The sequence below is a fragment of the Actinoplanes derwentensis genome, from assembly GCF_900104725.1.
GTDB lineage: Bacteria > Actinomycetota > Actinomycetes > Mycobacteriales > Micromonosporaceae > Actinoplanes > Actinoplanes derwentensis.
The window spans coordinates 3,569,172-3,584,294 of sequence record NZ_LT629758.1 but is presented as its reverse complement, the minus strand read 5'-3'; the positions used below and the strand labels follow the sequence as shown (position 1 = coordinate 3,584,294).

Annotated in this window: 12 protein-coding genes; 7 read left to right on the top strand and 5 right to left on the bottom strand. The window is 69.2% G+C overall.

From position 1 onward, the window contains the following. Positions 1–57 precede the first annotated feature (57 nt). Positions 58–1,803, top strand: coding sequence for an ABC transporter ATP-binding protein (locus tag BLU81_RS15805; RefSeq protein WP_231954572.1), 1,746 nt, complete (start codon positions 58–60; stop codon positions 1,801–1,803). Between the two features lie 58 nt (positions 1,804–1,861). On the opposite strand, the gene BLU81_RS15800 is transcribed toward BLU81_RS15805, so the two are convergent. The 3 genes from BLU81_RS15800 to BLU81_RS15790 form a co-directional block, all read right to left on the bottom strand. Then, complete coding sequence (locus tag BLU81_RS15800) at positions 1,862–2,635, bottom strand: OmpA family protein (protein ID WP_092545375.1); 774 nt, start codon at positions 2,633–2,635, stop codon at positions 1,862–1,864. Continuing rightward, the gene (locus tag BLU81_RS52070) at positions 2,632–3,543 is read right to left on the bottom strand and encodes a helix-hairpin-helix domain-containing protein (RefSeq protein WP_157751607.1); all 912 of its coding nucleotides are present in this window, start codon (positions 3,541–3,543) and stop codon (positions 2,632–2,634) included. Before BLU81_RS52070 ends, BLU81_RS15800 begins: the two co-directional genes overlap by 4 nt. Before the next feature lie 209 nt (positions 3,544–3,752). Continuing rightward, positions 3,753–4,448, bottom strand: a complete 696-nt coding sequence (locus BLU81_RS15790) for a GAP family protein (protein WP_092545373.1) — start codon at positions 4,446–4,448, stop codon at positions 3,753–3,755. A 118-nt stretch (positions 4,449–4,566) separates the two neighbouring features. On the opposite strand from BLU81_RS15790, the gene BLU81_RS15785 reads away from it, so the two are divergent. Together BLU81_RS15785 and BLU81_RS15780 are read left to right on the top strand one after the other, a co-directional pair. Beyond that, on the top strand, positions 4,567–5,721 hold the full coding sequence (locus tag BLU81_RS15785) for a sensor histidine kinase (protein ID WP_092545372.1): 1,155 nt from the start codon (positions 4,567–4,569) through the stop codon (positions 5,719–5,721). Further along, a complete protein-coding gene (locus BLU81_RS15780; RefSeq protein WP_092545371.1) occupies positions 5,718–6,356 on the top strand; it encodes a response regulator in 639 nt (212 codons plus the stop codon). The genes BLU81_RS15785 and BLU81_RS15780 overlap by 4 nt, the downstream gene beginning before the upstream one ends. A 3-nt stretch (positions 6,357–6,359) precedes the next feature. Here the strand turns inward: BLU81_RS15780 and BLU81_RS15775 are convergent, their stop codons facing one another. Then, a complete protein-coding gene (locus BLU81_RS15775; RefSeq protein ID WP_157751606.1) occupies positions 6,360–7,007 on the bottom strand; it encodes a pentapeptide repeat-containing protein in 648 nt (215 codons plus the stop codon). A 621-nt stretch (positions 7,008–7,628) separates the two neighbouring features. Between BLU81_RS15775 and BLU81_RS15770 the strand changes: the two genes are divergently transcribed. The 4 genes from BLU81_RS15770 (at position 7,629) to purU (ending at position 14,052) form a co-directional block, all read left to right on the top strand. After that, positions 7,629–7,826 (top strand): hypothetical protein, encoded by a 198-nt coding sequence (locus tag BLU81_RS15770; protein WP_092545370.1) that lies wholly within the window; start codon positions 7,629–7,631, stop codon positions 7,824–7,826. 151 nt (positions 7,827–7,977) lie between these two features. After that, positions 7,978–12,219 (top strand): polymorphic toxin-type HINT domain-containing protein, encoded by a 4,242-nt coding sequence (locus BLU81_RS50665; protein ID WP_092545369.1) that lies wholly within the window; start codon positions 7,978–7,980, stop codon positions 12,217–12,219. A 36-nt stretch (positions 12,220–12,255) separates the two neighbouring features. Further along, positions 12,256–12,783: an SUKH-4 family immunity protein gene (locus BLU81_RS15760; RefSeq protein WP_092557134.1), complete on the top strand. Its 528-nt coding sequence runs from the start codon at positions 12,256–12,258 to the stop codon at positions 12,781–12,783. Positions 12,784–13,149: 366 nt separating this feature from the next. Continuing rightward, on the top strand, positions 13,150–14,052 hold the full coding sequence (purU, locus tag BLU81_RS15755; protein WP_092545368.1) for a formyltetrahydrofolate deformylase: 903 nt from the start codon (positions 13,150–13,152) through the stop codon (positions 14,050–14,052). A 26-nt stretch (positions 14,053–14,078) separates the two neighbouring features. Here the strand turns inward: purU and BLU81_RS15750 are convergent, their stop codons facing one another. Then, a complete protein-coding gene (locus BLU81_RS15750) occupies positions 14,079–15,062 on the bottom strand; it encodes a hypothetical protein (protein WP_092545367.1) in 984 nt (327 codons plus the stop codon). Positions 15,063–15,123 lie beyond the last annotated feature (61 nt).

Here is a 15,123-nt window from a genome sequence, read left to right as displayed (position 1 = left end):
GGGAGATGCCGGTACCGTTGGCGTAGCCGCTGGAAGAGATGGTGTTCGATAGCGGGCATGCCAGACACCACTTCGACAGCGGGCATGTCAGACACCACGAGACTGGGCACTCTGCTCGCCGTGCTCCGCCCGCATCGTCGCACGATGGCGCTCGGGCTGGTGCTCGGCCTGATCGGCAACGCGGCCGGGCTGGCCACCCCGATGGTCACCAAGTGGGTGCTCGACAGCTTCAGCGGCGGCGTCGACCTGACCGGGCCGATCGCGGTGCTGGCCGGGCTGGTCGTGGTCGGGTCCGTGATCAACCTCTGGCAGTCGATCCTGTTGGGGACACTTGCCGAGCGGATCGTCCTCGACGCCCGCACCTCGATCATCCGGCGCTATTTCCGGGCCCGGGTCCTCGACCTGCAGGCCCGCGCGACCGGTGAGCTGGTCACCCGGGTCACCTCCGACACCGGTCTGCTGCACGAGGCGTCGAGCAGCATCATCGGGCTGATCAACGCGGGCATCGGCCTGATCGGCACGCTGGTGCTGATGGCGGTGCTCGACCTCACGCTGTTCGCCTGCACGCTGGGCGCCGTCGTCGTGGTCACGGTGCTGATGTCCCTGCTGTTGCCGAAGATCGGGGTGGCGCAGACCGCCGCTCAGGAGTCGGTTGGCAAGCTGGGCGCGAACCTCGAAGGAGCGTTGCGGGCCATCCGCACCGTCAAGGCCTCCCGGGCCGAGGCCCGCCAGGGTGACCAGATCGTCGGCAACGCGCAGGACGCCGCCAGGTACAGCGTCCGGGCCGCCCGGATCGCCGCCTCGGTGTGGACCATCGCCTGGTCCGGCATCAACTTCGCGGTGATCCTGATCCTCGCGGTCGGTGCCTGGCGGGCCGACGCGGGGCTGCTCGAGGTGTCCAGTCTGGTGGCGTTCCTGCTCTACGTCTTCCAGTTGATGGGCCCGATCGGCGAACTGACCCGGAACCTGACCGCGCTCCAGGCCGGCATCGCCGCGTCCGGCCGGATCAACGAGCTGGAGTCGATCGCCCTCGAACCGGTCTCGGCCGGTTCCTCCGAGACCGCGACGACACCGGACGGTCCGGTGCTGTGGTTGCAGGGCGTGACCGCTCGGTACGGTGCGGACGCCCCGCCGGTGCTGCACGGTCTCGATCTGGAGATCCCCCGGCGTGGTCACACCGCGATCGTCGGCCCGTCCGGCGCGGGCAAGACCACCCTGTTCTCGCTGCTCCTGCGGTTCCTAGAGCCGGAGGAGGGCCGGATCCTGCTGGACGGGCGCCCCTACTCCGAGTGGAGTCACCGGGAGGTGCGGGGCCGGCTGGCCTACGTCGAGCAGGAGACCCCGGTGGTCCCGGGCACGGTCGGCGACAACGTGCGGTTCACCCATCCCGACGCGACCGACGCCGAGGTACGGGCGGTGCTGCGGTCCGTACGCCTCGACGAGTTGGAGCCGGCTCTGCACGCCACCGATGTCTCCGGCGGCCAGCGCCAGCGGATCGCCCTGGCCCGGGCACTGCTGCGCACTCCTGAGGTGCTGCTGCTGGACGAGGCGACCGCGCAGGTCGACGGGCTGACCGAGGCCGCCGTGCAGGACTGCATCCGCGCGCACGCCGCGCACGGGGCGGTGGTGACGATCGCGCACCGGCTGTCGACCGTGCTCGACGCCGACCGGATCGTGGTCGTGGAGGCCGGGCGGATCCGGGCCCAGGGCACCCACACGTCGCTGTATGCGTCCGACGATCTCTACCGGAGTCTGGTCGAGGCGCTGCGGATCCAGCCGGTTCTGCATCGGGCCAGCAGCTGAGGCAGGCTCCGGCCACCGGCACCGGTGACCCGGACCGGGCGGTCCGGGTCACCAGTGGTCAGCTGACGATCGCGAGTTCCACCCGACGGTTCGTGGCCCGGTGCTCGGCGGTGTCGTTGGACACCGCCGGGCGGGCTTCGCCGTACCCCTTCGCGGTCAGCCGGTCAGCAGCCACCCCGTTCTCGACCAGGGCGTCCTTGACGGCGTCGGCCCGGTCCCGGCTCAACGCCAGGTTCGTCGCCGTCGACCCCCGCGAATCGGTGTGCCCGCCGACCCGGAGCCCCATCCCCGGATTGGCCGTCAACAGCGCCGCGACCTTCCGCAGCGCCTTCCGCGATTCGGCGGTCAGGTTCGCGCCTCCGGTGTGGAAGGTCAACGCCGAAAGATCATCCAATTGCTGTTGTACGGCCAACGCGCTCTGCCGTTCGGCCAGCCTCACCCGGGCCCGCTCGGCAGCCTCGGTCAAGCGCTGCCGGGTCGCCTCGGCCGCATGGTCCACCACCGGAGCGGTCTTCGCCGGAGCGGTCACCCGCGTGCCGACGGCCCGGACACCGGACACTGTGGCCACCACGTTGCGGGCCTGGTCGGCTTCGACCTGCGAGGGGGCCGCCACCAGGGCGTCCCGGCCGGCGAACGACACGCTCGCGTGCGGCTGACCGGCTGCTGACAGGGCTGCGCCGGCCCGCTGGGCCAGGTCGTCCTCCAGGCGGTAACGGTTCGGCCCGAGCTGGCCGGCGATGATCGCGGCCAGTCCGAGAACGGCGGCCAGCACGGCGATCCAGCGGCGGGAGAGCGGCGTCGTGATCGGGCGCCGGGAGACTGTCGTCGTCATCGGGCGGTCGCCTCGGAATCGCGGCCGGACTTCTTGCGGTCGCCCTTCTTGCCTTCGTTCTTCTTGCTTTCGCTCTTTTTGCTCTCGCTCTTGTGCTGAGCCGCCTTCTTCGGCGCGCCAATGGTGCCGCTGTCGGCGCTTTCCAAGGCGCCGGGGCCATCTGAAGCGTCGGTGCTGTCTGAGATGTCAGCGCTGTTTGCAGTGCCGCTGCTCTTCGGCGTGGCGGCGTTTTCGGTGGTGGTGACGCTTTCGAGACCTGCGGGGGGAGCGGTGACCTCGGTCCGTTCCAGCACGGCGACCGTTCCCCGCTCTCCCGATTCCGGGGTGCCGGTCACGGCGGAGGGGGTGTCCGGCTTGCCGGGTGCGGGTGCGGACGGGATGGCGGACCACGACGACGGGTCGGCGGGGGCCGGGACCGGAGACGCCGCCGGCGACGCGGACGACGTGGCCGGGACGGCGGACGCCGCTGTCGGGGATGGGCTGGTGGGCCTGCCGGTGGAGCGGCTGGTGGGTTTCGGGGTGGGACGGGACGTCGGCTGCTCGGTGTCCCGGCCGGCGATCAGGCGGGCGGTCAGCACCGCGAAGGCGGCCTCGTCGCCATCGGCCAGCAGGCGGGCCTGCCGGCTCCAGGTGACCAGGCTGGGGGCGAATTTCAGGCCGGCCGCCTTGAGGGCGTTGCGCTTGGCGTCGTCGTCACTTTCCGCGAGCTGGCCGAACGTGCGGATTCCGGCGGCGCGCAGGGCATTGGCCATGGCGGGGCCGACGCCTTCGATCCGTTCCAATTCATCGTCGGTGACCGGTGGTTCCGTGGGCTTCTCCGGCGCCTTTTTCCACAGTCTTCCGGCAATCACCCCCAAAATGAATGCGAGGATGATGAAGACTAGTGACTGACTGATGAACCAACCCACGGTGACCTCCGAAAACGCAAGGGGAAACCGCGCTGAAACACCTGCATGCAAAGGCGGCGCGGCAACGGTTCTCCCGCGTCCGGGGCCCGCAACTTCAAGATCAGAATATATAGGGTGGACGGACGTTATCAAACGTGACTTTCGGTGCCTATTCGGTGACGCCTTTCCGGGGTGCACGAATCAAAACGAGAAGCCGATTTCGGGGCGAATCAGGTGTTGATGAGGGCCAGGCCGACGGCGGCCTCGCGAGCCAGCAGGAAGCCGGCGATGCCGACGATCCACGAAAGAGTGTCGCTGTTGGTCATCCAGTCGCTGATCCGGGTCAGCGCGGGCACCAGGCGCCGCCCGGCCGCCAGCCGCAGCACCATCAGGAGCAGAGCCGGGACGATCATGACCAGGCAGTACCCGGCCATCAGCAGCACGATCGGTGGCACGGCGAGGTCCGCGGTGGTGATCAGGCCGATCGCCCCGAGGTAGGGGAGCATGGTGGACACCTCGATCAGCGCGGCCACCAGCGCCAGGCCGGCCAGAGCGAGCGTCCCGCCGTCCTCGGCCAGGACTCGGCGCCGCCAGCGGGCCGCACGGCCCTCGGTGCCGGGGTTCTTCTTACGGCCCATCCGGAAACTCCCGAAGAACAGCGCGACCCCGATGACCAGCATGGTCCACTGTGCGGGGCGGGTGTCGAGGATCCGGTTGATCTCGGGAAGCAGCGCACCCGCGCCGAGAACCACGGCGACGCCGACCGCGAAGTAGAAGGCGGCGACCGTACCCAGAAAGATCGTGATCCGCCCGGGACGCACCGGGCCGGGGTGGATCATCAGCCAGATCGGGATGAGCAGGGTGCCGAAGCTGGTCGAGTCGATCAGTGCGAGCACGGACAATGAGGCGAGCAGAGCGACATCCATGCCCGTCACGATGAGTCCCGATGGCCGTCCCGCGCGTCGGCCGAAGGATGTGCACGCGGTCGCGGCATACAACTTTCGACGGACGAACCCGGCCGCGCGGGCATGGTGAGATGACGGGGTGGATCTGCGGGAACGGTGGCGGAGCAGCGTCTTTCTCCGGGACGCCGCGAACGCCGCGGCTCTCTTCGTGGGTGGCGTCCTCCTGAACGTGGTCGGCTTGATCGAGGTCTGGTCGCTACCGAAGATCGATGAGTTCGGCGGACTGCCCGACGTCTGGCACGTCGTCCCCCTGGCCGGTGGCTGTCTGCTCACTCTGGCCAAACGCCGGCATCCGACGGTCGCGCTCGTCGCCGGCACTCTGTGCCTCGGCGTCGACGTGCTGCTCGGCGGCAGCATCGCCGTGGTCCTGGTGATGTTCGACCTGATCTTCGCGGTCGGCCTGTTCGCCTCGACCCGGGCCCGGACCGCGGTGACCGGCGTGATCTTCGTGCTGATCGGCACCGCCACCGTCGTCGGCGGGCTGGCCGCCGGTCAGCTCCGGATCGCCGTCTTCATCGGCCTGCAACTGACGTCGCTGCTGTTCGTGCCGCTGTGGTGGGCCGCGAACCTGCGCCAGCAACAGCAACTCGGCCTGCTCGACGCCGAGCGCACCGCCCGCGAGGCGGTTCTCGCCGAACGCGCCACGATGGCCCGCGACCTGCACGACGTGATCGCCGCGCACCTGGCCACCACGGCCATGCACTCCGGCGCCGCGCTCGCCGCACCACCGGACACCCAGCGGGACCGGGCCGCCCTCCAGGCCGTCCGGACCAGCAGCCTCGCCGCCCTGGAGGAGATGCGCTCGATGATCCTGCTGCTGCGGGCCGCCGAGGAACCGTCGCTGCCCGGCGGCCTGGACCGGCTGCCCGAACTGATCGAGGCCGCCGACGCCGGCGGCCTGCGAATGGACGTCCGGATCCGCGAGGTACCGGGCGCCCCGGCGGTAGTTCAGCACACTGTTTACGGCATCTTGCGGGAGGCGCTGACCAACGCGGCCAAACACGCGCCCGGCTCTCAGGTGCGCCTGCACGTGCGGGCTACCGGCGACCGGGTGCTGGTCACCGTCACCAACACCCTGACCGGCCCGGCCGGCCTGGACCACGAGGTGCTGAGCACGGGCACCGGGCTGTGGTCGATCCGGGAACGCGCGGCCCTGCTCGGCGGGGACCTGACCGCCGGACCGGACGGCGACACGTGGACGGTCGAGGCGAGTCTGCCTCTGATCAGCCGATGATCAGGGTTCTGCTCGCCGACGATCATGCCGCGATCCGGGCCGGGATGCGCCTGATGCTGGAGCAGGCCACCGACATCGTGGTGGTCGGCGAGGCCGCCGACGGGGCGATCGCGGTCCGGCAGGCCGCGGTACTGCGCCCGGACGTGGTGCTGATGGACATCCGGATGCCCGGCACCGACGGCATCACCGCCACCCGCGAGATCACCACCGCCGGGTTCGCCGACGTGCTGATCCTGACCACCTTCGACCTGGACGAATACCTGTTCGGGGCGTTGCGTGCCGGGGCGGCCGGTTTCCTGCTCAAATCGGTCGAACCGGCCGCCCTGGTCGACGCGGTCCGCCGGATCGCCGCCGGGGACGGTTTCCTGGCCCCGGAGGTGACCCGCCGTCTGCTGACCGCGTTCGCCGCCACACCGGCCGGGCCGCCCGCACCACCCGTCCTGAACGGCCTCACCCAGCGGGAACGTGACGTACTGGCCGCCCTGGGCCGGGGACTGTCCAACGCCGATCTGGCCGCCGCGCTGTCCATCACCGAGGCCACCGCGAAGACCCACGTGTCCCGGGTGCTGGCCAAACTGGGCTGTACGTCCCGGGTCCAGGCCGCGATCCTGGCCCGGGAGGCGGGGCTGGCCTGACCGTTACTCCTTGACGACGATGCCCAGGGCCCCGGCCAGGGCGTACGACAGGCCGAGAAGATCGTCGGGGTGCACTATCGCACCCTCCCAGCTGGTGATGCCGCCGATGCCGGAAAGTTCGCAGCGCTGGAAACGGGCGCCGCGCATGGTCGCGTTGTGGAACTGGGCGCCGGTCAGGTCGCAGTCGACGAACGAGGCGCCGCGCAGGTCGGTGCTGGTGAAGTCGGCGCCGGTCAGGTTGCAGCCGGTCAGGACGACGGTGTCGAACTTGGCGAACCGCCAGTTGGTCAGGTCGACCTTGCAGTCGGTGAACGTGACGCTCCGCAGGAGGCCCCCGTTGAAGGCGAGACCGGTCATCCGGCAGTCGGTGAAGGCGAGCCGTTCCATCGTGCCGGTCTCGGCGCGCGCGTTGGACCAGTCGGAACGTTCGACCAGGCAGTCGGTGAGCCGGACCTTCGGCAGCACCGCCCCGGCCAGCCGCGCCGCCCGGAACCGGCACTGCGCGAACTCGACGTCCTGGGCGAACAGCCCGATCAGGTCGGTGCCGTCGAAGAGTTTCTTCTCGTAGAACTCTTCGGAGTCGAGCCCGGCTTCGGCCGTCTGAACAGAATCCGGCACCGTCGGTGCCGTCGGAGTGGTTGATCGCCGCACCCGGCCACCCTACGAGACGGCCTTCTGGCGGATGGGCGACAAGGCCTGAGCCGCCGCGGGCCGACCGCCGACTCGGCCCTGCCGTTCTGCCGTTGTAGGCGGTGGTGGCAGCGGTCTTCACGCGGGCGCCGGTGGCTTCGGTGGGAACCCGAGGAAGGCCGTCAATGGCATGACGAGCTGCGTTAATCACCAAGTAATGGTTGCAATAATCCAGGAAATAGGTTTCTCAGGTTGATGCGGGCGGGGTGGCGGGTCGGTCCGCGGTCGTGTTAGATCTAGTCAGGATTCGGCGAACGTGAATGAAGCAGGTTTGTCGATGTCGATCCCGTTGTCGTGAATCCCTGCTGTCCGACCTGTCAAGCGATGCCCTTCACAGGTGTGGGGAACTATGCGAATGCCAGCACCGAGGTCATAGTCGGTGCTGGTGGAGGCTACTTCTCGGCGGGATGCTGTTAAACACGGGGGATAATTCAATGAATGCGCGACCGACGGCCCGTCGGGCCGTTTTTCTGGCTGTCCTGATGACGGTTCCGGGTCTGCTGGCCGCGGGGCCGGCGCCGGTATGGGCGATCCCGGCCTCCTCAGCCGTCATGACCGCCGCGGCGGTGGCGGTTGATCCGGGTGTTGGCCCGGTTTCTGAAATCGGAGTTGAAGTTCGCGGTCGACTATTCGCGGAGCCTCAACGCCGCCGACGCCGATTTCGCCGAGCGGATTCTGGCCACGCACAACGTGGAGTTCGCACCCGAGGAGCATGCCGCCGCGGTGGATCTGGAAATTCTGAAGGTGCGGTGTGCGGACGCCGGCATGGTGGCCGGGTGAACCTGAGGCAGTTGGAGTCCAGCGCCCGTAACGCGGAGAAGGCTGCGCTGGCCGGCGAGCTGCGTATGCAGCTCTGACCCGCCCGCCCGCACCGTCCACGGTGTCCCAAACATTCTTTGTCAGCCTTTGTGCGCAGAAGGAATCAGGTGCCATGAACAGCATCCGCATGCCCGGTCTCTGGAGACGGGTCCGTTCGGCGACGTTGTTGTCGCTGGCGGTGACGCTCGTCGTGACGTTGGGGTACGTGCCGCCGTCGGTGTCGGCGTCGCCGCGTTCCGCGGTGCCGCAGGCGGCTCAGCTTCCGGAGATCCCGGTCCCGCCGCTGGTGACCGACCCGTGGGACGGCAGCGAGGGCGTGCCCGAGATGGACGAGCGGTGGCGGCAGTGGGTCGCCGACACCGCCGAGTCCGCCGAGGAGCCGGAGATCCGCGACGCTGCGCTGGCGGCGCTGGCCACCGGCGACAACGCGGTGATCATGAAGTTCGTCATGGAGGACATGCTGATCCTGGACCAGCAGGTCAGCGACCGTAAGTACAAGGAGGCCGCTGACAACCTGGCCAAGGTCAAGGCGATGAAGGGCACCGGTGCGGCGGGCGGCTACTTCAACGCCGAGGTCACCCGGGTGCTGGCCGGTTCCGCGTACGACCGGGTGTTGTTCCTGGCTTATGGGGCTCGGATCGCTCGTGAGCGTGACGAACAGACCGCGAAGCGGACCCTGGAACGGGCTGCGGAACTACGCCAGCGGGTGCAGATCATCGCGGCCGGGGCGGCTGAGGCGTCGCAGGTCAAGCGGGCTGCCGAGGCGGCGCTGGCCGGTGGGGACACGGCGATCGCCACGTTCCTGAAGACCGGCTACCTGACCGCGGCGAACGCGGATGCCGCCGAGTGGGAGCAGCACCTCAAGGACCTGGAAGAACGTAACAAGGCCGCGGAGGAACTCACCGATCTGGCCAAGCGGTCGGCGCGGGCCAATGAGGCCCGCCGGCAGTTGATGGTCGCGCACGGCGAGGGTGTGAAGGCGTTGATGCTGGTCGCCAACGCCATGGGTGGGGCGTCCAACAACGCGCGGGAAGCCCAGCGGATCATCACCGGTAGCGACACGGTCGCGGTCAAGAACAGCCGGCTGACCACGGTCAAGGATCTGACCGCCGCCGAACTGCAGCGGGTGCGCAACGCCGCCGAGTTGACCCGGGTCGCGGCGGCCAAGGCCACCCTGGCCACTGATGTGCTGGTGGAGACGGGCCTGGAGTACGGCATCGAGTGGGCCCGGATCACCCAGGGGATGAACGAGGCGGCCAGCGCCGCACTCAGCGCGACGCAGACCGCCGCGCATGCCATCGACGCGACGATCGCCACGAACAACGCTCAGGGCGCGCAGGCGCAGGCTGTGGCCCGTGAGCAGCAGGCGATCACCTGGAACCATCACGCCGAAGAGCACGCCCGTGCCGCCGCGAGACTGGCCGCCTCCGCGCAGAAGCAGGCCGCCGCTGCCAAGACCGCTGCGGCCCGTGCCAAGACCGCCCGTGAGCAGGCCGAGGCCGCCGAACGTACGGCCGCGGCGGAGGCGGCGAAGGTCGCCCAGCAACGCAAGATCGCCGAGGATCAGGCCGCTGAGGCCGCCCGGCAACGGCAGAACGCCGAAGCCGAGCGCGCCAACGCTGAACGTCACCGCATCGAAGCCGAACGCCAGGCAGCCATCGCTTCCACCGCTCGCGGTGAGGCCGATCGGCAAGCCGGGATCGCCGGGCAGGCGCGTACCAAGGCTGAAGACGCTGACCAGGCGTCCGCGAACGCCGAGGACCGGGCGTGGGACCAGGAGGCCAACGCCCGGCAGGCCCGCGATGCGGCCATCAGCGCTGAGCGCGACGAACAGACTGCCAAGGCCAAGGCGCAGGCCTTCCGTGCTGCTGCGGCGTCGGCGGACACCGAAGCGGAGAGGCTCGAGGCCGTCGAGCAGGCCGCCATCGCCGACCGGGAGGCCGCCACCGCCGGTAACGCCGCTCGTTCGGCTCGTGCGGCGGCGAACACCGCCACCGGTGCCGCGGCCGATTCCCGGGCTGCCGCGACCAGGGCGCAGCATGCCGCTGACATGGCCTGGGCCGCGCACGAGAAGGCCCGTTCCGCGGCGAGGGCCGCTGACGCGGCGGCCGACAAGGCCGAGTCCGGTGCCCGCGCCACTCACGCGGCCCGGGTTCTGGCGGATTCCAAGGCCGCGCAGGCGACCGCTCAGCAGGTGAAGGCCGCTGCCGCCGCTGACACCGCGCAGCGTCTGGCGTCGCAGGCCAACGACGAGGCCGGTAAGTCGCTGCGGGCCGCCGACCGTACCCGCGACGCGGCACAGGCCGCGACCACCGAGGCGGTGGCCGCCAGTTCGCAGGCCGATGACGCGGTGGCCGCCTCGCAGGCGGCGGCGACGTCGGCGGCCGGGATCGCCGACCCCGCCAACACCGCCATCGCGATGGTGCGCCCGTTCACCGGCACCGACATCGACGCCGACTTCGTGGTCCGCATCGCCGAGCAGGCCAAGGTCATCGGCGCCGAGCAGGCCGCCGCGGCCAGCACCCGTGCGACCGAGGCGTCCGAAGCGGCCAGGCTGGCCACCGAGGCCGCCGACCGGGCCGCCACCCACGTCAAATTCGCCTACCAGGAGGCCGCCAAAGCAGCACAGTCGGCCGCATCCGCCGCGAGGTCCGCAGCCGAGGCCAAGCAGTCCGCCGCCGAAGCCGCCGCAGAGGGCGCAGCAGCCCGCCTCGCCGCCGCCAACGCGGCCCGCCACGACGCCCAGGCCCGCGCCGACGCCACCGCGGCCCGCGCCGCAGCCAACGCCGCAGCCAGCGACGCCAACGCCGCCGGACGCAGCGCCCAGGACGCCCAGAACGACGCCGACCGCGCCGACCAGGCCGCCACCGCTGCCGAAGCCGACGCCGCAGCAGCGCGCCAGGCAGCAGACAGCGCCGAAGCCGACGCCGCAGCAGCGCGCCGGGCCGCAGACAGCGCACAACAACATGTCGAAGGCGCCACCCAGGCAGCGAGCAACGCGCTGCAGCACGCCGTCGACGCACAGAAGGCCGCCGACCAGGCTGAAGAAGCTGAACGCGAGCGCCAGGCGCAGGCCATCGCCGACGCCGCGGCCGGTGGCACCCTCGATCCTCTCGACCCGGACCTGCTGCAGTACCTGACTCCCGAACAGCAGGCAGAACTGCGTCAGGCGAACAGCGACGCCGGGCTCAGCGTCCTTGACTTCCTCAAGGTCGAGGCAGCCGACCTGCTCTACGAACTGTCCGGTGTCGGTGACCTCGTCCGCTGCTTCCGGGACGGCAACATCGAAGCCTGCCTGTGGAGCCTCGCGGGCCTGCTCGGCGGCATCAAAGCCGTCCGCGCCGGCTACAAGATCGTCAAAGCACTGCCCAAAATCGTCGCCTTCATCAAGAAGCTCAAAGACGCCAACCATCGGCGCCATCTACTCCTGGAACTCGCCCGACGGCTGAAGAAGGAAGCCAAGGACCGGGATACCTGCGAGGACGAGGAGAACAGCTTCCTGCCGGGCACGCCCGTCCTGCTCGCCGACGGCAGCACCCGGCCCATCGAAGAACTGAAGATCGGCGACCTGGTCGTCGCTACGGATCCGATCAACGGCGTCACCGCGGCCGAACCCGTCACTGCGACCATCACCGGCGACGGCGACAAGAAACTTGTCGACATCACCATCGACACCGACGGCGACCGCGGTACCGAGACCGCGACGGTCACCGCGACCCATAACCATCCCTTCTGGGTCCCGGCGCTCTCCGACTGGGTGGACGCCGAACACCTGTCGCCCCAGCAATGGCTACGCACCAGTAGCGGCACCCTCGCTCAGATATCCGCGATCGGTCACCGTACTGCGAACACGCGAGTTCACAACCTCACCGTCGCCGACGTTCACACCTACTATGTGACGGCCAAGGGCACGTCACTTCTGACCCACAACAATTCTTGTCATGACCTCGGCATTCAGATCTCTTACACGGATACGAACAATCCTCTGGTCCTCGCGGTCCATAACCGTCGAATCCAGGACAAGAACAAGACGACCAAGAACTATGGCGCGGCTCTCCTGAAGAACAAGACGATCATTACGGGTAAGGCACTCGGTAAGGGTGCGGCGGGAATTCATTCAGAGGAAGATCTGATCATTCAGGCCGGCGGGATCAACAACATCGAAGCGCTGTACACTGAACGCGCCCCGTGCGCCAGGAAGTGCGACGGCTTGCTGCGTGGCAAGAATGTAAAGGTCTACTATACTTTTAGTTGGAATCATCCGGATCTGGGTGATCGGGAGAAAATTCAGAAAAAGACGACAGCGGACCTGAAGGAAGCGGTTGTGGCCATGTTCAAATCGCGAGGCCTTTGATGATTGTTCGTCCTTGCAGCGAGGCATGAGTTTTCGATGGATGAGAACGAGCGGTTCCCAGTCCTTCCCAAGCCGCGTTTCACCCTGGTTCGGATCGCCGTTCCGGTGGACGTTCCTGATCATGTCAAGAAATCCCTCGCAGAGACTGGCGTCCCGGCTGGGTTGATCGGGTACGAATACCAGGCACTTCCAGCGGCCGTGCACCTCGATGGACCGCTTGGCGGACACCTGGTTGCATTCGGATCCTCGGGGGCTTTCGGGCGCGTTTGTGTGGACGTGCACACGGGGGCAGTGCGGTATGTCCCCGAGCCGGGGTCCACGTATGTGAGTGAAGTCAATCGAGATGTCGGCAGCTTCACCCGGTGTGTTGCGGCGGTCATCGACCGCTTTCCTTTTTACGAAGAGGACAGCGACGAGGAAGAGTTTTGGCGGCTCGCAGGGGAGCTGCGTGACATCGTCAGGAGTTACGATCCGGGCAAATACGCCGAGGACGGGTTCTGGGACTTGTTCTGCGAGGACGCCGCACAGGGTTATTACTCCGACTGGGATTATCCCGGGCCCTGAGGTCGAGGCTGAATTGATTCCGGCCAGGCAGTACGACCGGCGTCTGTACCGCCTGGCCGCGGCGCATCCGGATCCACGGGTGCGCCGCCACACGGCCGCGCTCCCGTGCTGGCTCGACGAGTCCGCACACGGGGCGCCGCTCGCCGATCCGGGCCTTGACGAGTACGCGGCGGCCAACCCCGCCCTGCCGGTCGAGGAGATGCTCCGAACGCGGAGAGCCCGGAATTCCGGCTGCGCAGGGCGGCCGGTGGCGCGGTCACCGAAGCCGAGGGTTTTCTCACGAGGTGATCCACCGGGCCATCGGGTCCGGCTAGATTTCTACACTTCGGTGGCTCACCCATCGTTGTTTCGGAAGGACGCACCGCCGTGACCCTGACCCAGAACGCCCGAGACCAGCACTCGGTGCAGCCGTCCGCCGACCAGGCGGTGCTCATCGTGCACGGCCGGGACCGGACCGGGATCGTCGCGGCCATCAGCGCGGTGCTCGGGCGGCACGGAGCCAACATCGTGTCGCTCGACCAGTACTCGGACAATCCGGTCGGCGGGGCCTTCTTCCAGCGCACCGTCTTCGGCCAGGCCGGTCTGAAGGCGGCGCTGCCGGCGATCGAGGCCGACTTGCGGGCCGAACTCGCCGACGACTTCGAACTCGAATACCAGGTACGGGACCTGTCCGTGCCGAAACGGGTGGCGATCTTCGCGTCCAAGGCCGACCACTGCCTGCTCGACCTGCTGTGGCGGCACCGGCGCGGTGAACTGCCGATCAACATCGCGATGGTGATCTCCAACCACGCGACCACCGCCGACGAGGTGCGCTCGTTCGGCATCCCGTTCTTCCACGTGCCGTCGCAGGGCCCGGACAAGACCGCCGCCGAGGCCCAGCACCTGCGGCTGCTGACCGGCAACGTCGACTTCGTCGTGCTGGCCCGCTACATGCAGATCCTTTCCGGGGACTTCATCGAGCGGGTCGGGGTGCCGATCATCAACATCCACCACAGTTTCCTGCCCGCGTTCATCGGCGCCGACCCGTACGCCAAAGCCGCGCAGCGGGGGGTGAAGCTCGTCGGGGCGACCGCCCACTACGTGACCGAGGACCTCGACGAGGGGCCGATCATCGAGCAGGACGTGGTCCGGGTGAACCACGCCCACAGCGTCGCCGAGTTGCGCCGTCAGGGTGCCGACGTGGAGCGGGCGGTGCTGTCCCGGGCCGTCCTGTGGCACGCCGAGGACCGGGTCATCCGGCACGGCAACCACACCATCGTCTTCCAATAGGCCGCGTTAAAGGCCAGTAAGCGGCTTCAGAAGCGCCGCCGCTGCCAGGGCCGCCAGGACGGGCGGCCCGGCGGGCGGGTGGCCGCCGCGCTCCGTAACAGGGCGTGTGTGTCGCGGACGGTGACCGTCGGGGTCAGCGCGGCCCCGGCCAGTGCCTTGCCGAGCTGCGGATCCTCGCCGACCATCACGACCGCGCCGACCTGCGCCGGATCGGTGCCGGCGTCGGCGAGGAGCTGTTTCGCGGAGTCCGGCAGGCGCTCCAGGTGGACGGCGGTCGCCGCCGCCAGGTCGTCCCGGTTCAACTCGACCGCCCCGTGCGGTTCGGGCAGCAGCATCGACGCCCGGGGTTGCACCGCGAGGACCGCCCGCGCCTGCTCGACCTCCCGGCAGACCTGCCAGTTGTCCGGGTCGGCGTCGGTACCGGCCCGGTTCGCCGCGACCCGCAGCAGAGCCTCGTCGACGGCCGGGACCCCCGGTGCCCGGACCGCGGCCGTGGCCAGGTGCCGGTAGCCGTTCCGGGTGTCGACCAGGGTCAGCTCCGGCCAGGCGGTGCCGGGCACGCACACCACTGCCAGGTCGGTGCCGGCCAGGGCGGCTGCAGCGGCGGCGGTGCTGATCGCCCGTGGGCGAGGCAGCCGGGCCAGGGCGGCGGCCCGTTCGAGCCGGTGCCGGGCCGGCTGCTCCCACTCGTGCGCGGTGACGACGGTCAGCGCCGCGACCCGGCCGGTGGCCGCCGCCGCGACGTGCGCCAGGACCGCGGCGACCGCCTCGACCGGCCCGCCGTGCCGTAACAGGGTCATCGGGTCGGGACGGTACGACTCGGGGCGCCGGAGCCCGTCGGCCAGGGCGTCCCGGCCGGCGGTCCAGATACCGGCATCGTCGAAGACCCCGCTGGGTAGGCTTGCCCGGCCGTCGAAGAGCACGGGCTGCAGCACACTCCCGGACTCGTACACCGCGGTGATCCACCATGCGGCGATGTCGACGACCAGATGAAGATCCGTCGTTGGCATGCCCGGCAGTGTCTCAAATGGACGAATCCAGCGACACGTCTTGTCCGGAATTTTCCACGCA

What these genes read in the sequence shown, in the direction of transcription:
- BLU81_RS15805 (WP_231954572.1), top strand. Translation starts at nt 58, where the DNA reads ATGCCAGACACCACTTCGACAGCGGGCATGTCAGACACCACGAGACTG.
- BLU81_RS15800 (WP_092545375.1), bottom strand. Translation starts at nt 2,635, where the DNA reads ATGACGACGACAGTCTCCCGGCGCCCGATCACGACGCCGCTCTCCCGC.
- BLU81_RS15790 (WP_092545373.1), bottom strand. Translation starts at nt 4,448, where the DNA reads ATGGATGTCGCTCTGCTCGCCTCATTGTCCGTGCTCGCACTGATCGAC.
- BLU81_RS15780 (WP_092545371.1), top strand. Translation starts at nt 5,718, where the DNA reads ATGATCAGGGTTCTGCTCGCCGACGATCATGCCGCGATCCGGGCCGGG.
- BLU81_RS50665 (WP_092545369.1), top strand. Translation starts at nt 7,978, where the DNA reads ATGAACAGCATCCGCATGCCCGGTCTCTGGAGACGGGTCCGTTCGGCG.
- BLU81_RS15760 (WP_092557134.1), top strand. Translation starts at nt 12,256, where the DNA reads ATGGATGAGAACGAGCGGTTCCCAGTCCTTCCCAAGCCGCGTTTCACC.
- BLU81_RS15750 (WP_092545367.1), bottom strand. Translation starts at nt 15,062, where the DNA reads ATGCCAACGACGGATCTTCATCTGGTCGTCGACATCGCCGCATGGTGG.